This window comes from Dactylosporangium roseum, assembly GCF_025264685.1.
Lineage (GTDB): Bacteria > Actinomycetota > Actinomycetes > Mycobacteriales > Micromonosporaceae > Dactylosporangium > Dactylosporangium roseum.
The window spans coordinates 7,703,286-7,723,024 of the sequence record NZ_CP073721.1; the positions used below are offsets into that span (position 1 = coordinate 7,703,286).

General features: G+C 63.8%; 16 protein-coding genes and 2 pseudogenes. 5 read left to right on the top strand and 13 right to left on the bottom strand.

Annotation, left to right across the window (positions count from 1 at the left end; genetic code table 11):
- Window positions 1-28: 28 nt before the first annotated feature.
- Window positions 29-490 carry a tyrosine-type recombinase/integrase gene (locus Drose_RS36210; RefSeq protein WP_260725702.1) on the bottom strand — a complete coding sequence of 154 codons (462 nt, stop codon included), beginning with the start codon at window positions 488-490 and terminating at the stop codon, window positions 29-31.
- A 128-nt stretch (window positions 491-618) separates the two neighbouring features.
- Between Drose_RS36210 and Drose_RS36215 the strand changes: the two genes are divergently transcribed.
- Window positions 619-777: a hypothetical protein gene (locus tag Drose_RS36215; RefSeq protein ID WP_260725703.1), complete on the top strand. Its 159-nt coding sequence runs from the start codon at window positions 619-621 to the stop codon at window positions 775-777.
- Window positions 778-1,949: 1,172 nt separating this feature from the next.
- Entirely contained in the window at window positions 1,950-2,189 is a 240-nt protein-coding gene (locus Drose_RS36220) for a GntR family transcriptional regulator (protein ID WP_260725704.1), read from the top strand.
- A gap of 89 nt (window positions 2,190-2,278) precedes the next feature.
- Here the strand turns inward: Drose_RS36220 and Drose_RS36225 are convergent, their stop codons facing one another.
- From Drose_RS36225 to Drose_RS36270, 11 genes and pseudogenes are all read right to left on the bottom strand, one after another.
- Window positions 2,279-3,301 (bottom strand): XRE family transcriptional regulator, encoded by a 1,023-nt coding sequence (locus Drose_RS36225; protein WP_260725705.1) that lies wholly within the window; start codon window positions 3,299-3,301, stop codon window positions 2,279-2,281.
- Between the two features lie 89 nt (window positions 3,302-3,390).
- Window positions 3,391-4,080 carry a hypothetical protein gene (locus tag Drose_RS36230; protein WP_260725706.1) on the bottom strand — a complete coding sequence of 230 codons (690 nt, stop codon included), beginning with the start codon at window positions 4,078-4,080 and terminating at the stop codon, window positions 3,391-3,393.
- 198 nt (window positions 4,081-4,278) lie between these two features.
- Window positions 4,279-5,247 carry a transposase gene (locus Drose_RS36235; RefSeq protein ID WP_260725707.1) on the bottom strand — a complete coding sequence of 323 codons (969 nt, stop codon included), beginning with the start codon at window positions 5,245-5,247 and terminating at the stop codon, window positions 4,279-4,281.
- Window positions 5,248-5,671: 424 nt separating this feature from the next.
- Window positions 5,672-5,887, bottom strand: a pseudogene (locus tag Drose_RS39265) (transposase); the annotation flags it as partial.
- Window positions 5,888-6,339: 452 nt separating this feature from the next.
- Window positions 6,340-7,185, bottom strand: coding sequence for an HNH endonuclease family protein (locus Drose_RS36245; RefSeq protein ID WP_260725709.1), 846 nt, complete (start codon window positions 7,183-7,185; stop codon window positions 6,340-6,342).
- Window positions 7,186-7,189: 4 nt separating this feature from the next.
- Window positions 7,190-8,701, bottom strand: a complete 1,512-nt coding sequence (locus Drose_RS36250) for an AAA family ATPase (RefSeq protein ID WP_343871412.1) — start codon at window positions 8,699-8,701, stop codon at window positions 7,190-7,192.
- On the bottom strand, window positions 8,698-10,338 hold the full coding sequence (locus tag Drose_RS39270; RefSeq protein WP_390891273.1) for a restriction endonuclease subunit S: 1,641 nt from the start codon (window positions 10,336-10,338) through the stop codon (window positions 8,698-8,700). The genes Drose_RS36250 and Drose_RS39270 overlap by 4 nt, the downstream gene beginning before the upstream one ends.
- Window positions 10,335-11,702 carry a class I SAM-dependent DNA methyltransferase gene (locus tag Drose_RS36255; protein WP_260725711.1) on the bottom strand — a complete coding sequence of 456 codons (1,368 nt, stop codon included), beginning with the start codon at window positions 11,700-11,702 and terminating at the stop codon, window positions 10,335-10,337. The genes Drose_RS39270 and Drose_RS36255 overlap by 4 nt, the downstream gene beginning before the upstream one ends.
- A 546-nt stretch (window positions 11,703-12,248) precedes the next feature.
- Window positions 12,249-12,772 (bottom strand): annotated as a pseudogene (locus Drose_RS36260) (transposase family protein).
- 425 nt (window positions 12,773-13,197) lie between these two features.
- Window positions 13,198-14,295, bottom strand: a complete 1,098-nt coding sequence (locus Drose_RS36265; RefSeq protein ID WP_260725712.1) for a HigA family addiction module antitoxin — start codon at window positions 14,293-14,295, stop codon at window positions 13,198-13,200.
- On the bottom strand, window positions 14,292-14,606 hold the full coding sequence (locus tag Drose_RS36270; protein ID WP_260725713.1) for a hypothetical protein: 315 nt from the start codon (window positions 14,604-14,606) through the stop codon (window positions 14,292-14,294). The genes Drose_RS36265 and Drose_RS36270 overlap by 4 nt, the downstream gene beginning before the upstream one ends.
- Window positions 14,607-14,769: 163 nt before the next feature.
- Between Drose_RS36270 and Drose_RS36275 the strand changes: the two genes are divergently transcribed.
- The 3 genes from Drose_RS36275 to Drose_RS36285 are packed head-to-tail and all read left to right on the top strand — an operon-like array spanning window position 14,770 to window position 17,313.
- On the top strand, window positions 14,770-15,720 hold the full coding sequence (locus tag Drose_RS36275; protein ID WP_260725714.1) for a CBASS cGAMP-activated phospholipase: 951 nt from the start codon (window positions 14,770-14,772) through the stop codon (window positions 15,718-15,720).
- A gap of 20 nt (window positions 15,721-15,740) precedes the next feature.
- Window positions 15,741-16,895, top strand: a complete 1,155-nt coding sequence (locus Drose_RS36280) for a nucleotidyltransferase domain-containing protein (protein WP_260725715.1) — start codon at window positions 15,741-15,743, stop codon at window positions 16,893-16,895.
- The gene (locus tag Drose_RS36285; protein WP_260725716.1) at window positions 16,867-17,313 is read left to right on the top strand and encodes a hypothetical protein; all 447 of its coding nucleotides are present in this window, start codon (window positions 16,867-16,869) and stop codon (window positions 17,311-17,313) included. The genes Drose_RS36280 and Drose_RS36285 overlap by 29 nt, the downstream gene beginning before the upstream one ends.
- 714 nt (window positions 17,314-18,027) lie before the next feature.
- Here Drose_RS36285 and Drose_RS36290 read toward each other — a convergent pair.
- Window positions 18,028-18,495: a tyrosine-type recombinase/integrase gene (locus Drose_RS36290; protein ID WP_313900059.1), complete on the bottom strand. Its 468-nt coding sequence runs from the start codon at window positions 18,493-18,495 to the stop codon at window positions 18,028-18,030.
- Window positions 18,496-19,739 lie beyond the last annotated feature (1,244 nt).

Below are 19,739 nucleotides of genomic sequence, written 5' to 3' on the forward strand. Positions count from 1 at the left end.
TTCCGAGTCCCGACCATCTGATAACACGTCAGAAGGTTCCGCCCGCTCTACGCCGGGCTGCCCTGGCGTTGCGCGCGACACGGCGTCGTTTGGCGGCCGGGACCTCGGCTGCGTTCGGTCGCTGACCTGCGTGAGGGCGTCGGGGACGCTGAATGACCCGTTTGGTGACGGGGCGGCCTGCCAGACGATCGTCGCCAACCCCGAGGATCAGCCGGGCGGTAGCTTCGGCCTCAGTGCGTTGCACGGCGGGGAGCACGTTGGTGTACACGTCCGCGGTCATCGCGATCGTGGAGTGCCCGAGGAGGCCCTGGATCGTCTTGAGATCGGCGCCGGCGCTGTGGGCGAGGCTGGCTGTTCCGTGGCGCAGGTCCTGCAGGCGAATCGGTGGCAGGTCAGCCCGGTCGATGAGCAGACGGAAGCGTTGGCTGAAGTAGCCGGGATGGAACGGCGCGCCGTCGGGCCTGGTGAAGAATACCCACTGGGCAGGCAAAGCTTTCCGGCGTCGTCACGGCGTTCCTGTCGCCGCTCCTGGCCTCGACGGTGCAGACGCAGGACCTGCACGCTGTAGGGGTCCAGCGCGACGATTCGGCGGCTGGTAGCGGACTTGGGTGCCCCTTCGTGGACGGTGTAGCCGACCGTGGTGCGCTGACGGGCGATGGCCAGCTGGGCGTTATCGAGGTCGACGTCGGTCCACCGCAGTCCGGCGGCTTCGCCACGGCGCAGGCCACGCGCCGCGAGGAGCCACCACAAGGCGTACAGGTTGTCGTGGCGTACTGATTGCAGAAACTCGGCGAGTTGTTCCGGCGTCCAGACCGCGACGACGGGGCGCTCGCCAGTAGCCCGCCACGCGGCCACCCGCGGCGGCGTCCAGACCTCGGCGTGTGAGCGTTCGCGGGCCGGTAGTTCCACCCCGACCGCCGGGTTGGTGACGATGATGCCGTCGCGGACCGCGGCGTTGAGCGCTGCCCGCAGTGTTCGGTGCAGATGTTGCAGCGTGCAGACGGTGTGCCTGTGCCCGTAGCGGTTGGTGGCCCTGCCGATCTCGGCGAAGGCTGCGGTGAGTTGCCGCGTGGTCAGCTCGGCGAGGGTGAGATGGCCGACGGCTGAGATCAGGAATCGCTGGATGTCGTGGCTGTAGTTCGCCGCCGTGGTGGGCCGGATCCGGGGTGCGGCCGGCTATCCAGTACTGCAGCCATCGTTTGACGGTCCAGTTCTGTGCGGTGCGTTCCTCGGCCGACAGCCGCAGGAACTCGTCGCGGGCTTCACGAGCGGCCTGCTCGCTGGGAAAGCCGCCGCAGCGCACGCGTTCGGTCCGCCCGAGCAGGTCGTGGATCGCACTGGTGAAGTACCAGCTGCCGTGGTCCGGTTCGGGTAGGCGTGGGCAGCGTTCGCCCCAGCGCCGCTTGGTCGTCGGGTCGATGCAGCCGCATCGTTTGAAGATTCCGGCAGTGTTGCTCATGTGATCCCCGTGTCTGTCGCTCGTACTTCTCGTTCCGGTTCAACGGCTAGTTGGCTGGCGATAGAGCCGTTTCACCGAGCTCGCGCCGTGCCGCATAGACGCGTGGATGGGTCGGCCTGTCACTGGGCGGCTGACAAGCAGCGGCGTGACACCGTGCAACAGGTTTCAGAGGTTGCGTTCTTAGCCAAGCCGTGCCCTGCGGGTTTGATCGGCATGACGGCGGCTGCGGCGTCCGAGCGGGACCAGTACCCGCTCTGTCGGGCCCAGGGCCCTGGCTTGTTCTCGCTGAGAGGCGCCGCACGACCATCGACGCCGAGCTGGCTGGTTAACACTGCCTGGCCCTTGACGGTGCCGCGGGCCGTGCTGGCTACCGGCGTAGCGCTGTAGTTGCAGCAGCTTAGAGCCTACGCCTGTTCACCATGCCTGTACATGGCTCACCATGGTTACCCCTCGGCGACTATGGGTCTCCGGCCGATGGGATGGTCAGGAGGTGATCGACCGTGAAGGGCCTACCCCGCTATACGTGCAGGTGGCAGACGCCATCCAGGCACGCATCGACGCGGGCGAACTTCTGCCGAACCGGCCGATCCCGTCGGAGAACCAGCTCGTCCAGGAGTATGCAGTCGCCCGAGGAACCGCCCGCAAAGCGATCCAACTCCTCCGCGACCGTGGACTCGTAGCCACGGTCGTAGGCCGTGGTACCTACGTCGCCACCACCGCCAACGGTTAGCGATGGGAGTTCGGGCCGTCGTCCGGTGGCGCCGCAGCTACGTGGGTCCCTCGCGTAACGACCTCCGATCGTCGGCGGCAGCGTTCAGCTCAAGGGGTTGGGGTGTCCGTCCGGCCGGAGACGAATTCCGTACCTGCGGCGACGACGGCTTCGAGAAACTCGATGGGCATCGCCGACCGCGCCGCCAACGCATCGAGGTGGACACCCTCGGAAGCGAGCAGGCGCACCGCCTGCCCCGCGATGGATGGCACTTCGCGCGGACCGAGATCGCCGGGCTCCGGGTAGCCCCACTCGGCGAGCAGGGTCATCCCGCGGCGGTAGGTGTGGTCACGGTAGACGCCGATCTTATGACCTCGATAGATAAGCGCCTTCAGCGACATACCCCAGCGCCTTTTGAGCTCATGAAGACGGTCGAAATCGAGCCGTCCAGGCAGTTCGTCCCGTAGGCGACTGGTCGGGACGAGGAACTGCGAGGCGAACGCGGTGGCCTGCCCTTCAAGGATCTGGCTTCCGGGCTCGGCGTCGTGGTGCAGCAGCAGGTGGCCGAGCTCATGGGCAGCGTCCATCCTTGACCGGGCTCTATCGTTCTTGCTGGGACTGGTAAAAACAAACGGTCGTTGTCCGTACCAGTGAGAGAAGGCGTCCACTCGGTCGGAGGCGTCGGGCAGGGTGAGAATGATGATGCCGTGCGACTCAAGCAGCCGTGTGACGTGGGGAATCGGCTCATCACCAAGTTCGAAAGCGGCACGGGCCTCGATCGCGGCGCCCTCGATGCCCGCTGTCGTCGCTGGTTCCGGCAGGTCGAGCTGTGGTAGCCGTAGATCAGGAAGGTGAACATAGCGCTGCAGCACGTCGATGACCCGCCATGCGATTTCCCCGAAGGCGAGGGCCTGATCGCGTTCGGCCTGCGTGGTGACCCGCAAGCTTCGGAAATGCGCATGACCCGGCGTGGCGAGTGTCGGAAACCCGGCGGCGAAGAACTCGACGGGCAACGCAAGGGCGAGAGCAAGCCGACCCAGGACGCCGGCGGAGGGTCGAGCCTGACCGAGTTCGTACTGGCTGACGGCGGCGGGCGTGACCCCGGTGTGTACCGCAAGCTGCTTCTTGGACATACGGCGCCACCGCCGTGCCAGCGTGAGCGCGTGCGGCTGGAACGCCGCCACCGCCAAGGCTGGCGTGGCGGCGCGACTCGATCCTCGGATCATGCAGACATCGACACGCCCGCACTACGGGTGGTGCGACGCAGTTGCAGTTCGATGTCTGGGATCGGCAGTTCGCCGTGATGCTGCTGCATGCGCTCGGACGCTGGACGAGCTGGCTCGGTAGCGGGGTGAGCGGGCGCGCCGAACCATAGGGCGACTTCGAACCACGGTGAGCCGCCGTTACGGTTGTCGCGCGGCAGACCGAGGTAGGCGACTGCCTCGCCGGTGTCGATATCACCGGCGTGCGCGACCCGGATGTGCCGTTTGCGGGGCACCAGCCCTGCGAACGCGTGTGGGAACTGTTCGTCGTCGTCGAGGGCTAACTGTCCGTCTGTGCTGTTCTCCACGGCCCCGCCAAGACGGGTCTCGCTGCCCTCCCAGCGGATCGACTCGACGTTGGATTCGGTGCCGCCGTGCAGTGAGTAGAGCCGCAGGATGTAACCGGCGGTGAGGATCTCCAGAGAGTTGTCCTCGATCCGCGCGTCCACGCCGGACTGGCTAGCGAGCTGAGCGGCGCCGAGGTTGGTCAGGTTCCGCCACACTGTGGTGCCGAAGCTCATCGCGTCGTCACCCAGGGCGGGCTCATGACGTTCCGCTGCTCGTCGGTACACCTGCTGGATTAGGTCGGCGAGCGGAGTGAGTACACCGCGCTGGTCCAGCGTGGTGATCGCGTCAGTCAGCAGATCCACGCCCGAAAACCTAGCAGAGCCACCTGTTGATGTTGCCGAAATCAAGCAGGACTCGCTGATCTGTCCTGCGATCCTTTGCTCGGTGCCTCCTTCACGTGGCGCTTGATCGTTCAAGGTCGCGTCCCTACACAGCATCCCGCTCTGAAAGACCGGTCGAAGTGCACGGCTGATCCTGCTGGCGAAGTCTGTATGTGCAGGTCAGGCTGCTGCCGGGGTGTAGGTAGTGCAGAGTTGGTGGATGCGGGTGGGTCGGCGTTGGGTGGCGGGTTTGGTATCGAAGTAGGTGCCGAGGCGGCTGATGTTGATGGCCATAGCGCTCACGACGTTCTGCAGGTGGGTCTTGGCTAGGCCCCGGTATCGGGCGTGGCGCAGGTTCGGGCCGCGGACAGCTTCGGAGACGGTGCCCTCGATCCCGGCGCGGGCGTGGTAGGTCTTGCGCCACTGGTCGCTGTGCTGGGCGGTGTGGGCTGCCATCCGCGCCTGGTGGATGGGCTCGGGGTGCACGGTGATCCGGCGGGCGATGTGTTCGGCGGCCAGGGTGCACCGGTCACGGATCGGGCAGGGCCGGCAGTCACGGCGGGAGAATGCGAAGGTGACCAGGTCTCGCTTGTCGGGTTTCATTGATCGGCTGGTGGCCCCGGCGGGGCAGGTCGCCACGCCCGCGGCCCAGTTGATGGTGAAGTCGGCGGGGGTGAAGGTGCCCTTGCCGGCGTTGCGGCCGGTCTGCACGACGATCGGGGCGAGCAGGGTGATGCCCCGTTGCGCGCTGGCGGTGATGGTGGCGGCGCTGGGGTAGCCGCCGTCCATGAGATGCTCGCCCGGGGTTAGGCCGCGGGCGATGAGCTTGTCCTGGATGGCGGTGGTGGCGGTCACGTCGGGTTCGGTGGCTGGCATGGTGTGCACGTCGGTGACCAGGTTGGGCAGGTCGGGGTCGCAGGACTCGGTCAGGTGAACCTTCGACCCGACCCACTCCGTCGGCCGCCCGGGCGGCTGTTCGCTGGGGTGTTTGCTGCTGTAGCGGGCCTCGGGGTCGTACGGGGAATGCACCCGCACGGCCGCTGGGGACAGTTCCTGGGTGGTCTTCAGCCGCGGCGGGCCGGTACTGGTGGTGACGTACTGCTGCTGCCAGACCAGCCGCAGGGTCGCCACCTCGGGCAGTTCGTTCATCCAGCCCGCGACCGGGTCGGCGTCGATCGCCGAGAGGAGTTTGGCTCCGTCGGCGCCGATCTGGTCGGCCAGGGCCTGCGCGGAGGCGTTCTTGCGGCGCAGCAGCCGGCTGGTCTCGACCTTGCGGCCGTACCGTTCGTCCCATCCGGCCTCCAGCAGCAGCCGCGATCCAGCCCGGGCTGATCCCGGCGATCGTCTCCAGCGCCGCCCGCAGGGTCTCCCCGACCGTCTCGATCCGGTTCAGCCGCCGCACCCCGGCGATCACGTGCGTGGAGTCCGTTCGCTGCCGGCCACCAGCGCGGACCAGCCCGGCGGCCTTGAGCCGGTCGAGCATCAGTTCCAGCAACGCGTTCGCGCGTTCGTCGACGACCAGCCGGGCCCGGAACTCGGTGAGTACCGACGGGTCGAACCCGGCGTCGTCGAGGTCCAGGCCCAAGGCGTACTTCCAGGAAATGCGGTCGGCCACCGCCTGCGCCGCGTCGGCATCGGACAGGTTGTGCCGAAACTGCAGGATCGTCACCATGGCCAGCAGGGCCGGGGACAGGCCCGGCTGTCCGAGCGGGGAGTACATCCCGGCGAACCGGCCGCTGGTGAAGTCGGTGTCGGTGAACAACGGACCCAACGCGTCGCGCACCCGCATCTCATCGGTCCCACGCCGATGAACCTTCCACGCCAACCCGGCAGTGGCCTGCGGGATCTGCGATATACCGGCAGCGGGACGCAACAACGACAACTCCCTCGTGACAGCGCGACAAGCCTGAAACAGGACAGGCCGTCACTCTCCCACAAGATCCGCAACCGACTTCGCCAGTGGAATCACGGCTTGGGATTGGCGCGCCTGGGCCTCAATACTGACCGCCGAGGCGATGACCGCGCCATGCGACGCATCACGTTGCCAGGCATGCCTGTCAACGTCGTACACACCGGCAACCTCATACCCGAAGCGTCCAGGTTTCCGGATCGCCCAACCAGCGGATGCCTCGCCGAGCGCGAACCGGTCGACGCTTAGTGGCACAACGGATCAGGCAATCGGGAGATGTTTGATGGGGGTGGCAGCCCGCCCAGCAGCAGATCCGGTGTCGTCCATCTGGCCTATGGAAGATCCAATGCCTCAGCCGCGCTCCTACTTGCTGTGCGGAGGCCGCGCAGCGCGCAAAGCGCCGCAGCAGAGTGCTCACTTGCGCGATCTGCCATCATATTCAACGCTCGCACTGACCTCATCCACTTGTGGTGAATAGCTTGATCACGTGTGCGCTCGAAACCTTGAAGAAGATTGTCGGCGTCAGCGCAAACGACTGCAACTTTCCGGAAAATAAGACGCCGCGCAGAAGCCAGGGGTCGATGGCGCCAATGGTAAAATTCAATACTTGCTTCGACGCGAAGATCATCGTGTATCTGCGCGTGTTTCGGATCCAGTGACGGAACTCCCGTTTCGTCGAAGAGGAGCAGGGCTACATCACGAGAGTCTGTCGGATCTAACAGCAGCGGGTGCTCGTTTTCGAGTGAGTCGGCGGGAACCTGCGCACGTTTACCACTTGGTGACAGCGGAAAGAAATCCTGCTTGCCACCAGATGTGCCGCCTTCGACATCAACGCGGCGACTATTGCAGAAGGTACATGACCAGCGATAGTTCTCGAGAGCGAAGGTTAGCCACCAGTAGCCGCCATGGCTCTCGCCAGCAACCCGACCTTTCGGCCTATAATGGTCAACGGGATGGTCGGATCGCACATCTCGGATTTCGCAATACCAGCACTTCCCTTCCATTACGGTAGCTAAATGACGGCCGGCTTCTCGCCAGAGATCCTCATTTGCCTTCACGATTGCCTTGCGTCCAGCAACAGTAGTCGCTGCCGCCAACTCCTCGTTGACCTTCTTTGCCTTGGCATGCCACTCGGCCGGAATTACCGACTCAACTCGATCAAGAGCGACATGTCTCATCCTGTCAACCCTCCGAATTTGTTCCGAGAATGTCATCGACGATCGCCTCTGCGCCCGACTGAAATGTAAAGGCTAGTTCCTCATCGGCGTGGTATTTGGCGCGGAGATAGTTTGCGTAATCCGGGTCTTGATCCTCCATCAAGTAGCCCATATTGGACAGTTCTGCTGCAAGCGTGGCCAACTCCTTGGCCTCCTCCGTCGACAAGACATCCTTGGCAGCGAGACGACGCTTTTGATCGATCTTCTCAAGAGTGTCGACGTCAAGCGGTGCGCGTAGTCCATAAACATCGCTCATAAGCAAATTGCTTACCCCCATCCCTTGGGGGTCCTCCTCGGGCGCAACCGCACGAATGCTTCCCTCGTTCGTGCGCTGCAAAATTCGAACTTCATGTTTCTTGAGCGCGCTGACTACAAGTGGGTCGTGACTAGCCATAATTACGTGCGATTTATCGTCAAGGCCACCGAATCTTTCGAGGAATCGACGATACTGAGCACTCCATGCAGGATTAAGGTGTGTGTCAGGTTCGTCGAGCAGGAATAGCGATTCGTCTTCTCGCGTGAATCGCATAAGTCCGAGAACCAGTAGCAACTGTTGTTCGCCTTCGCTGAGCTCACGAAAAGTGAGAGGGGCACCCGCCTTTCGTAGGGTTACCCGAATGCGAACATCGAAAATTAAATCGGAAATGTAAGTACTTTCCAGCGCCTTGAAAAATTCTTGATTGCTCCTGTAAAACGACCGCAGCCCTCGGATCTCGGCAAGAGATGGCAGGAACAGATATAGGTGATTTCTTCTCACGGATCTCCGGCCACCCGATGCGATCCGAGGGCTCAAGCGCATCGGCGCAAGCGAAAGTCGATACAGAGCATCGAGAAAGACCTGAACAGTGCCGCGAGCGTACCAAAATCTCGGATCTCCAGTTTTACTCTTCCACTCGGGCTGCTGGAGTTCGAACAGTACGGAGTCCAGGCGCTCAATTTCCAAGTGCTCTCGCAGCAACGCCTGGACCTGTGGATCGTCCTCAAGGAAGAATGCCAGAAGAACAAAATTCGAATGCACGGCGCGGGCATAGAAAAGGGGCCGAAGCGGGTTCTCGCGACCACGAACTAGATCTTGATAGAACCGCTCTTGGTGGTAGAAAAAGTGTTGCTCTAGTCGGTTTGAAGGGCCTGAATAGTAGCCGAACACGAAGTCAGGACGATACTTTCGACCGTTCTCGCCGACGACCGTGCGCGATGGAACCGATTGATGGTCAACCTCGACCCGATATTCTCTTGAACCGGCTGTGCCGTCGATTGACACTACACTGCGCCGGCACTCGTATCTAACGCTAAATGACAAAGATGGCGGTTGGCCGAGATCGAGATCACGGAAGATCAGAGTAAGAGCTTCGAGGACGTTCGACTTCCCGGTCCCATTCCGACCAACGAGTGCAGTAACCGAAGCCGTATCATCAAAGTCGATTTTGAAATTGTTTAAGTTCTTGAACGAATCTATATGTAGGAAGTGTAGCCTCATATCTCGTTAGCCACCATCGTGAGAACCGTAGATGGGCCCGGCGGGACCTCTATCTCTCCATTCGCGACCGCTTCTCTTAGCGCAAGATAGAAGCTGTCGACACCGACTTCACTGAGGTTGAGCCGAGTGAATACCTCTTCTGGCGTAGCACTGCCGCCTAGCTCTCTAAGGGTCAGAACGAGTTGCGCAGCATCAACAGCTGCCATACCCGACGTGGACACTGCGACTCCCTGTCGTACTTCTTTGGCACTCCTATGCGAGGCCGAGGGTTCCGCTGCGACCCCTGCGAGAGCTTCTCCGACTGCTTGCTGGTCCATAGGCGCAACACCGGCTAGACGGACCTCTGGCGTCCTGTCGGCCCAGATTTGCTGCCATTCGCTCGTTGCGCTATTAGCGATCTCTCCGTAAACGATTGACCGTAGCCCTTCTTGCTCCAGAGATTGGGCCCAATCTGTGCCGGACTCTATTGCCGAAGACAATAGCGCTGCTCGGCCAGCTATCTGTTCCAGTCGAGTGACGACTCGAATCTGTTCCTGCAAATCGGGGAGCGGAACAGGAAGCTTGCGAACATCGCGCAAGTTTAAGCCTGGCATATCGATACCACGCATATGACCCTGAAGCCAGGATTGAGCAGCTCGGCTTGAAAGCCAATGTGCTAGAAATCTGTAGTTCACGTCATCCGAAGCCCGCAGGCGTGCCGTACCTTGTGTGATGTTCGCACCATCGAGTTCGGCCGGTACCGTTGCCACCCGCGTATGGCGAATTATGCCAAGCAGGACATCGTTGTGGCGTAGAGTTGACCGAGAGTGACGATTCGCGACTTCTCGAGAGCAGCGCAGGAGGCCGTGAGTCCGGATCTCCCACTGTTGTAGGTCTTGCCCTCTAATATAGGGGACGCCGTCTTCAACGTCCGGCCCGGGCTTCAAAATGCCGTAGGTGATTGGTGCGTCTGGGGCAACTATGTCCGCCGCGGCTCTTAACCCCCAGGGGCTAGCTCCTGCTCTACCGGTGGACCAAGAGTTCGCATCTTCGCCAAGGATAGCCTGATCCGCAGCAATGGGCAGTAGGTCGCGAAGCGTAAGTTTGACCGATTTGATTAGAGCCATCGTCTGGTCCAGGAGCATTTGCAGAGCCGCAGACCGCGATGCTAGTTCTTGTTGGAGATCCAAGGGTGGCAGCGGAAAAGGCAAACCCCTGAATCGCCCAAGTCCTAGATTTACTATGCCTGTGGTGCCTTTGGAAATCCGCGAGAAGACGCCTGATTTTTGGTAGGCACGAAACACTTGAAGCGCGTACTCTGGCAAAACGTTGGGGCCGGGGCGGAACCTGATAATGTGATTTTGAAAGGCAGCGTTCGTTATCTGCCCTTCGAACAGGGCGGCTCGTCCGACCAATTCTTTACTTTGTCCCTCGCAGAGAAGGACGTCGCCTGGGTTTAAAAGGAAGCGGTCCCGATCCGAAAAGGGCATCTCCGCAATGTCTCCGAGATCGAGGAAGCCGTCCTGTACGTTCGCTACCCGCAAATACGGGAGACGTACCCCGGAGGAATCTCGGACCTTCTGCTGTCCGATGGTTGCTTCGCCTACTTGGTCAACCCGATAGGCGAGCCAATGCCTGGGAAGGCGAATCGAAGTCATCGCGGCAAGTCTCGCGAGTACGGTTCGGAAATGATTTGCGCCATGTCGCGAGCCATGTCGAGCGCGCTTTGCAACTGCTCAATCAGAGAGTCCACCATCAGTTCAGGCGTCAGCCCCGGGACGTGCGTGAAACTTCTGGGAGAGGGAATATCGAGTGTTTCACCCAGAGTCCCAAGCTCTTTCCTGCTGGTCGAGTAAAACGTCTCGGACTCTTCTCGAGGAGACATCCCAAGCGGGTCCGGGCCGTACGATGATATGAAGTATTTGAGGTCGCTGGAAGACAGCTGGCGTTTTTTGGTATAGGACGTACCGCCCGACCGCAGATCGTAGGTCCACACCGTTTCGGTCGGCTGCGTCTTCGCAAAGAACAGAACTGACGTGCGGACGCCGGTTGCGTAGAATATTCCCGGGGGCAGCCGGAGAATTGTATGGACATTATAATTGTCGAGCATATGGCTACGGATCGATGACGCAACACCGGATTCGAAAAGCACATTATCGGGCACGACCACTGCTGCTCGTCCGCCTTCCTCAAGCGACGTATAGGCGTGCTGCAGGAAGGCCAGCTGTTTGTTCGACGTAGGGTATTGAAGTAAATTTTGCTGATTCGGCGCCAAGCCACCACGAACGCCGAAAGGAGGATTGGTAAGGCAGAGCGTTACTGCTAGTCGTTCAGGACTAAGTGACAGAGTGTCGCCGACTCCGAGGTCACCTTCGAAGCCATGGATCATGATATTCATCAGTGCCATGCGATGCACGTCTGGCACTAGCTCTTGGCCCGCGATTTTTGCATAGTCGTTGCCTGCCTGGCTCGCGGCAGCCGCGGAAATCAGGAAGCCGGCGGTTCCCGCAGCTGGGTCGTATACAGAGTCAGAGTGTGTTGGCTGCGTTACCGCCACCATCGCCTCGACCAGCGCACGTGGGGTGAAGTATTGACCAGCTCCGTATCGCGACTCGGAGGCGTTTTTCTCGATCAGGCCCTCATAGATGTCGCCGACGATGTGCGATCGGTCAGTATACCAATCGATTTCCGAAATGCCAGTAACTAGCTTGCGCAACGCATGCGGAGACTTGAGCCTTGTTTCCGTCTCTGAAAATATTTCTCTTATTTTCGGATTGGCGGCCGTCCGCGCGTCCCAAATCATTTGACGATAGCTGGACAAAAGTTCTGCGTCGCTTGTATGTGCGAGGCTTGTCCACGACGGAACTCCTGCCAGTTGGACTCCGATCGCACGTTCTTCAGCAAGCTTCAGAAACAGCAACGTGCTTAGTTCCGAGAGGTATTCATGGTATGAGATGCCGTCGTCCCGGAGGAAGTTGCAGAGGCCCCAAAGTCTGCGTACGACGTCGGCGACGGTGTCCACGTGTCTCCCTTCGACGTGTCAGTGGGGGTCTGGCCGGAACCTAGATTCGGTCAGCGATGCCTGGCTGCCCATTGGGTACTGCCTGAGCCGTACTCTAACTTGAGATGGCCCACTTGATCACTTCCCTCACCGCGAGCTATCACTTGATCTCACATAGTTACTGAGTGTGCTCGTGTATGTGAGTTGAGCTAGTACTGGGGTTGGAGACGATGGCCGGGTTTGGTGACACGCAGGCGACCTTCGCCGCGCGCGTCACAGCCGGCGGCGGTGACGTTCTGTGCAGGCTGACTGCGTCGTCCGAGGTGGACCACGGTTGTCGGTGGGGGCCGGTCTCGAACCAGGGCGGGACATTGGAGACCGTGTCGCATGGATGGGCTAGGGTGTTGCCTTTGACGCTGTAGACGATCCCGCGTTCGTCGAGCGCAGACCGGCACCGGCTGACGTCGCAGCATGCCTGGCTACCGAGCGCTGGGCCCTACCACGACTGCTAGTCGTGCGTCAGCCTGAGTAGGACATCGGGCTCGATCGTCATGTGATGAGCCATTTTCATCGTGGGTAGTGGCTGGTCTCGACGCGGTGGAGGACGAGGATGGCTTGCACGATCGCGGTCGCTCGGCGTAGGCAGCTACGGAGCTTCGTCAGGACTTCCAGGTCTTGAGGGTGGCGACCGCGCGTTCGCCGCAGGCGCGGAGTTTCGCGTGGGTCTTGTTCACCGCCTTCTGCCGACGCGACAGTCGGGGCCGGTGACGGTGGCGCTTGAACGGTGTACGCACGGTCCCGCCGGCGCCCTGGTAGCCCTTGTCGGCGAACGTCATCACGTCGGTGCTGCGCAGGGCGTCGATGATGCCGTGGGCACGGGCGGCGGTCAGATCGTGGGTCGCGCCTGGCAGCGCCGGTGACGCCCACACGACGCGACCGGCGGCGTCTGCGACGACCTGCACGTTGACGCCGTGTCGTCGGTGTTTGCCGGAGTGGCACGGCCGCTGGTCGGCGACTCGGTCGATCGGTTCGGCTGCACAGCGGGACCGAGGCGGGGTAAGACAGCACAGCGAGGCTCCCGGTCGGGGCATCGGATCTTGGTCGACTGCTGTCTTACCTGGAGCCTCGCCCTCATCGATGCCCGGGTCCGTCGCACCCAGTCTGAGCTGCAAGGTCAGCTTGGAAATGGCTCGATGTAGTGATCGGACGTTCCGCCCTGCCTGGTTCGACCACTGCCGCTTCGTCGCCACGCTCCAGCCCGACGCGAACTGCGGCCGCTCTCTCGCCGCATACGTGGAAACCTCGTTCCCGGCTCCCCGGCTGGGCCGTGTCGTCAACCCACTTTTCGCCCGGACGCTTGCGGCCCCCTTCGGCGCCGCATCCGCCTCACCGGCGTCGTCGTCTCTGCAAGATCTGAGATCTGAACCGCGGAAACGCAGTCCGCTCGGTCGATGCCTTCCACCGCCAGCGGCTCGGTCAGGTATTGGGGCGGTTGAGCAAGAGCCGATGGAGCGGCCTACTCGTTGGTGAACGCGAGCCGGGTGCGGAGGCGGTTGAAGTGGCTGTACGGGATGGTCTTGTCGTGCTGGAGGCGGCCGACGACGATGCCGGGATGGACACCGGCTTCCTTCGCCAAGGCGACGGCCTGCGCTTGGGAACGGACGGTGGCCAGGCGGCTGTCGAACGATCGAGGTAGCAGGATCCGACCGGCGAAGTCGTCTGCTTCGAGTTCCATGGCGTTGTCGGTGTCGGGGCGGTCGATGCCGTCAACGATGGTGAACCTTCTGCGGTCGTGCAGAAGGACGTGTGCTGCCTCGTGGAAGAACGTGAACCAGAAGATATCCGCCCAGCGGTGCCGGACGCTGAGCTGGATGAGTGGTCGTTCGCTGGGGAGCCAGCGAACGGCGCCGTTGATGCGGGCGCCGACGATCTCGCGCTCGACGACGAGTGCGACGCCGGCGTCAGCGCACAGGGATTCGAGTTGCGCCAGCCAGATCTGGGGGTCCTCAATGTTGGTGAGGGCGCGTATGCGGGGGAGGTGGTCACGAAACCGGTTGCGGTCGAATGGTGGTAGGTCGGCTCGGTCGGCCCGGATCTCGCCGATGCGCAGCCACGCCGCGAGCGCGCCGTAGTCGACGTCGAAGGCGCGGGACTGCCGATAGGCGGTCGGTACCGCCCAGACCTGGTGCCACGCGTCCGGCGAGGCGACCTTGAAGAAGGCAAGGACCTCGCGCAGCCGTTCGACCGGCGACGTGTCGCTGCGGACGAAGCCTCTGCGGATGAGTTCCGCGACCGGGAGGTGGTTCAGCCAGTCGACGTGCGCCTGCAGCCGGGTGGTTTCCACCAGCCGGGTCTGCGCCACCTGGTAGGCCGCCTCCAGCCCGGTCCACACCTGCGCGGCCACGCCGGTGACCAGCTCAAGCCTCACGGCCGTCTCGGCGCTCAGCGTCGCCGTGCCGAGCACGATCTGGTTGATGTGCTTGGTGGACAACCCGGTCCGCCGTGCCAGGTCGGCCTGACTCATGCCACGTTCGGCGAGGACCTCGACCAGCGTCTCGCCGGGCGGGACCGCGTAGTCGGGCCGGAACCGCCGGGTGTTACCGGTGTTTGTCATCGGCGAGTCCTTCCCCCTGGTTGATCGCTGACGGAGAGCACACGCACGGTGCCAGCGCCGTCGGACGTCCGGTCGTCCAAGGCGAACCGGATGACCGCCACGCCGCCAGCGTTGATCATCCACGTGTCGTCCGTCGCGTCGCGGCGCAGGCCGCCCGGAAGTGCGTGCAGCGCCTCGACGGTCGGAGCGGCCTCGATCTGCAAGAGTCTGCGGCCGACCACCCTCCCGCCCGCCGCCCCCCAGCGCGCCGTCAGCTTGGCTGCCCGGCTGCACAACTCGGCGGTCTCGTCGTCGCCGAACCAGATGTCCATTACCCCGGACTCTAGCGTTCCATGCACGGGTCACCTCTACACAACTGTCTCGTAGACCTATTCGGTGCATGAAACGATCTGGCCGTGAAGTATCGTGAGAGCAAGGTCGACAACAGGCTCGGCCCGAGACGGAGGCACGCAGGTGGCGGAACGGGGACGGCCAGTGGGCGGCGATCGGTTCCAGATCCTGTCGCTGGACGGGGGCGGGCTGCGGGGCATGTTCTCGGCCGCGGTCCTGGCGGGTCTCGAAGAAGACCTCGACATCCGCATCGTCGACCACTTCGACCTGATCGCCGGAACGTCGACCGGCGGGATCATCGCACTGGGCCTGGGGCTGGGCCTCACCCCACGGGAGGTCCTGCAGTTCTACACCGATCACGGCTCGCGGATCTTCCGCGACCGCAGCCGGCTGCGCGGCGTGCGGCACCTGCTGCGCGCCAAGTACGCCGCCGAGCCGCTGCGCACCGCGCTGACCGAGGTATTCGGCGAGCGTACCTTCGGCGAGAGCACCAAGCGGCTGCTGATCACCTCGTACAACATCGGCGCGGACGACGTCTACCTGTTCCGCACCCCGCACCTGCCCACGCTGAAGCGGGACTGGCGTGAGCGTGCGGTCGACGTCGCCATGGCCACCGCCGCCGCGCCGACCTACCTGCCCGGCATGCCGCTGGGCGGTGCACGGCTCGTCGACGGCGGTATCTGGGCGAACAACCCGGCGATGGTTGCGCTGACCGAAGCGGTCGGCCCGCTCGGCGTGCCGCTCGAGCAGATCCGGGTGTTCAGCCTCGGCACCACGACTGACCGGCGGCACCGCAGCCGCCGCCTCGACCAGGGCGGCCTGTTCCCCTGGGCGCGCGACGCGGTCGAAGTCCTCATGCGCGCACAGAGCGAGAGCGCCGCCAAGCAGGCCCGCCACTTCCTGGGCAAGGACAACGTCCTGCGGCTCAACCCGACCGTGCCGACCGGCGCGCTCGCCCTGGACAAGGTCGACGCCGACGCCCTGATCGGCCTCGCTGGGCACCACAGCCGCGACGCCTCACCGGCCTTCACCCGCTGCTTCGCCGACCACACCGCGCCGGCGTACGTCCCGCACTACCCGGCCCGGAAGGACTGACCGTGCACACCGTGGAACATATGGACACCATGGAGGAGATGCTGTCGATGCTGCTCGACGGCGCCGTCGAAACCCTCGACATCTCCCCGCACCTGTACCAGCTCGCCGTCGACAAGTACGAGGAGGTCGGCACCTGGCTGGCCGAGCACGGCACCCCGGACTGGCGCATTTACCCGCAGGGCTCGTTCCGGCTCGGCACCGTCGTGCGGCCGAACACTCCGACCGGGCAATACGACATCGACCTGGTGTGCTGGCTGCCGATCGCCAAGGAGTCCACCACCCAGGCCGAACTCAAGGAGCGCGTCGGGCGCATGCTGCACGCCTTCGTGCGGTTCAAGCACCGCCAAGGCCACGGTGACGGCCCCGCCAGCTGCGAGTCCACCCGCCGCTGCTGGACCCTGAGCTACCCCGACGACGGCTTCCACCTCGACGTCCTGCCCACCATCCCGGACGCCGACCTGCCGCCCACCGGCATTCTGCTCACCGACAAGCAACTGCGGCTGTGGCAGCACTCCAACCCGATCGGCTACGCCACCTGGTTCCAGCAGCAGTCGCAGCTCGATCGCCGCCTCGTCGAGGCGAAGCGGCACGCGAACGTCGCCGACGTGCCCGACTGGCAGGTGCGCAGCACCCTGCAGCGGGTCGTGCAGATCCTCAAGTGGCACGCCATGCTGTACTTCGCCGACGACGCCGACCACCGGCCCCCGTCAATCCTCATCACCACCCTTGCCGCCCGCGCCTACCTCGGCGAATCCGACCTCTTCGCCGCCACCCGCGCCGTCATGAACGGGATGAACGCGTACGTTGAGAACCGCCACGGCCAGTTCTGGGTGCCCAACCCGGCGCACGAGGACGAGAACTTCGCCGACAAGTGGAACGAGTATCCGGAGCGGCGCAAAGCCTTCCTCCGCTGGCACGACGACCTCGCCGTGCTGCTCGACGAACTCGTGCATCTGCAGCACAAAGGACTCCCGGCCCTCGCCGCCCGGATGTCGGAAAGCTTTACCGCCGACGCCGTGCAACGCTCCTTCCAGAGGCTTGCCGAGCGCCGGACCACCGAGGTCAGGACCGGCAAGTTGCACATGGCCACCGGCGGCCTGCTCACCACGACCGCGGCCGGACCGCGGGTCCCACGACACACATTCCATGGTCAGCATCCCCACCCGCGCGGTTAACCTCACCCGGCAGTTCGTCGCGATCACCACGGTGCTGCCCAACGCCGAAGGTGCCGTCCGCGGCGGCGAGCTCACCTGTACCGTCCGGCTCCAGCCGTCGCCGGCCAGCCGGAACTACACCGTGCACCTGGCCTACCGGCACGGACTCCGTCCCAAGGTCACCGTCATCGACCCTCCCGTGCTCGAGTTGCACCCAGAAGCGGAGTCGCTCCCGCACGTCTACCCCGGCGACGAACTGTGCTTGTACTACCCAGGCGAGTGGAAACACCACATGCTCCTGGCGACCACGATCCTGCCCTGGACCACCGAATGGCTCTTGCACTACGAGCTGTGGCTCATCATCGGGTATTGGGCCGGCGGCGGTGACACTCACGCGACCGGAGGAGCGGTGCGCTACCGAGCGAACCGTAACGTCTGACCATCGACGTGGGACAGGTCGGGCCTGGAGATCGAAAGGCTAGAGGCTTGAGTCCCTTCGGGGTCGCCGACCGTCACCGATACGGCCGGAAGGCCCAGCTGATTCCTCCCGCCGAGGGAAATGGGAGGGGTGCCCGCCGTTCGAGCGCGCAACCGGTCGTTGGATCGCGTTGTGTTCCTGATGTGATCGGACGTAACGCAACCGTCGAGCACAACCCGAACCAAACCAGCACGCACGCCAAGGGCCCGCGAGTCCGTCGGTACCGGCGGGAGGCGAGATCGCGTGGACCTGCGGATACGCGCCGCACCGTTCGAGTACGGACCCTTGCAAAACAGCACGTTTTCGTGAGACGGTAATGGAGTAGGAGGCTGACTCCAGCGTCGGACTACGGATCAGAAGGTTAGGGGTTCGAGTCCCTTCGGGCGCGCCACCTGAGCAGGGAATATAGCCAGTTGGCTATATTCCCTGCTTTCATGTGAGGCGCACGTGGGGCGCGGTTGTGGCTCACGTTTGCGCAGGTCAGAGGGCATATGAACCGCGTTTTTGCGGCTCGAACACTTTCCGAACACAGGATCACTTTGGGAACACAACGGTCCCATTTGGCGGGACACTCAGACACGAGCGCGAGACGGCGTCGAGCTGTTTTCGCAGGTCAATGCCCTCTTATCCGGGCGCATGCAATGCGATCTTGAGCTCCGACCATCTGATACCCAGTCAGACGCTCCCACTCGCCGGAGAACGCGTCTCCCGTGTCCTGCGCCGGATCACCGTGATGCCGCGTGCGGCGCGACGTCGGTTCACGGCCGGGACCTTGGCTGCGTTCGGTCGCGGACGTCGTGGACGCGGGATGACCAGCTTGGAACCAGTGCGTTCCGACGGCCGATCGGCGACCCCGAGGATCAGCCGGGCGGTGGCTTCGGCCTCAGTGCGTTGGACGGCGGGGAGCACGTTGGCGTAGACGTCCGCGGTCAGCGCGATCGTGGAATGTCCGAGGAGGCCCTGGATCGTCTTGAGATCGGCGCCGGCGCTGTGGGCGAGGCTGGCTGTTCCATGGCGCAGGTCCTGCAGGCGAATCGGTGGCAGGCCGGCCCGGTCGATGAGCAGATGGAAGCGTTGGCTGAAGTAACCGGGATGGAACGGCGTGCCGTCGGGCCTGGTGAAGAGTATCCACTGGGCAGACAGGGCTTTCCGGCGTCGTCACGGCGTTGCTGTTGCCGTTGCTGGCGTCGATGGTGCAGGCGCAGGACGAGCACGGTGTGGGGATCCAGGGCAACGAGTCGGCGGCTGGTCGCGGATTTGGGTGCTCCTTCGTGGACGGTGTAGCCGACGGTGGTGCGCTGGCGGGTGATAGCAAGTTGGGCATGGTCGAGGTCGACGTCGGTCCAGCGCAGTCCTGCGGCTTCACCACGGCCACCGCGGCGAGCAGCCACCACAAGGCGTACAGGCCGTCGTGGCGTACCGATTGCAGGAACTCGGCGAGTTGTTCCGGCGTCCAGACCGCGACGACGGGGCGCTCGCCAGTAGCCCGCCACGCGGCCACCCGCGGCGGCGTCCAGACCTCGGCGTGTGAGCGTTCGCGGGCCGGTAGTTCCACCCCGACCGCCGGGTTGGTGACGATGATGCCGTCGCGGACCGCGGCGTTGAGCGCCGTCCGCAGTGTCCGGTGCAGATGTTGCAGCGTGCAGACGGTATGACGGTGCCCGTACCGATTGTTGGCCCTGCCGATCTCGGCGAACGCGGCGGTGAGTTGCCGGGCGGTCAGCTGGTCGAGGGTGAGACCGCCGACGGCCGGGATCAGGAACCGTTGGATGTCGTGGCTGTAGTTCGCCGCCGTGGTGGGCCGGATCCGGGGTGCGGCCGGCTATCCAGTACTGCAGCCATCGTTTGACGGTCCAGTTCTGTGCGGTGCGTTCCTCGGCCGACAGCCGCAGGAACTCGTCGCGGGCTTCACGAGCGGCCTGCTCGCTGGGAAAGCCGCCGCAGCGCACGCGTTCGGTCCGCCCGAGCAGGTCGCGGGTCGAGCTGGTGAAGTACCAGCTGCCGTGGTCCGGTTCGGGTAGGCGTGGGCAGCGTTCGCCCCAGCGCCGCTTGGTCGTCGGGTCGATGCAGCCGCATCGTTTGAAGATTCCGGCGGTGTCGCTCATGTCGTCCCCCGTGTCTGTCGTTCGTTCTTCTCTGGCCGGCCCTGGCGGATTGCTGGCCGGCGATAGCGCCGTTCTCGCCGAGCCTGAACCGTGCCGCGCGGATGGGCCGATGGGCCGCCGCTGTCACGGGTCGGCTGGTAAGCAGCGGCGTGACGCCGCGCAGCAGGTGACCGAGGTTTCCGTCCTCGGCCGGAGCCGATGCCCCTACCGGTTCGGTCGGCATGACGGCGACCGCCGGCCGTCCAAAGCGAGATCGGCGCCCACGCTGAGGGAGCGCTACAC

Bases quoted from the DNA above. Each gene is read 5' to 3' on its own strand.
- Drose_RS36265 (WP_260725712.1), bottom strand. From the start codon at position 14,295: ATGACAAACACCGGTAACACCCGGCGGTTCCGGCCCGACTACGCGGTC.
- Drose_RS36225 (WP_260725705.1), bottom strand. From the start codon at position 3,301: ATGTCCAAGAAGCAGCTTGCGGTACACACCGGGGTCACGCCCGCCGCC.
- Drose_RS39270 (WP_390891273.1), bottom strand. From the start codon at position 10,338: ATGACTTCGATTCGCCTTCCCAGGCATTGGCTCGCCTATCGGGTTGAC.
- Drose_RS36235 (WP_260725707.1), bottom strand. From the start codon at position 5,247: ATGAACGAACTGCCCGAGGTGGCGACCCTGCGGCTGGTCTGGCAGCAG.
- Drose_RS36270 (WP_260725713.1), bottom strand. From the start codon at position 14,606: ATGGACATCTGGTTCGGCGACGACGAGACCGCCGAGTTGTGCAGCCGG.
- Drose_RS36285 (WP_260725716.1), top strand. From the start codon at position 16,867: ATGGTCAGCATCCCCACCCGCGCGGTTAACCTCACCCGGCAGTTCGTC.
- Drose_RS36250 (WP_343871412.1), bottom strand. From the start codon at position 8,701: ATGAGGCTACACTTCCTACATATAGATTCGTTCAAGAACTTAAACAAT.
- Drose_RS36280 (WP_260725715.1), top strand. From the start codon at position 15,741: ATGGACACCATGGAGGAGATGCTGTCGATGCTGCTCGACGGCGCCGTC.
- Drose_RS36245 (WP_260725709.1), bottom strand. From the start codon at position 7,185: ATGAGACATGTCGCTCTTGATCGAGTTGAGTCGGTAATTCCGGCCGAG.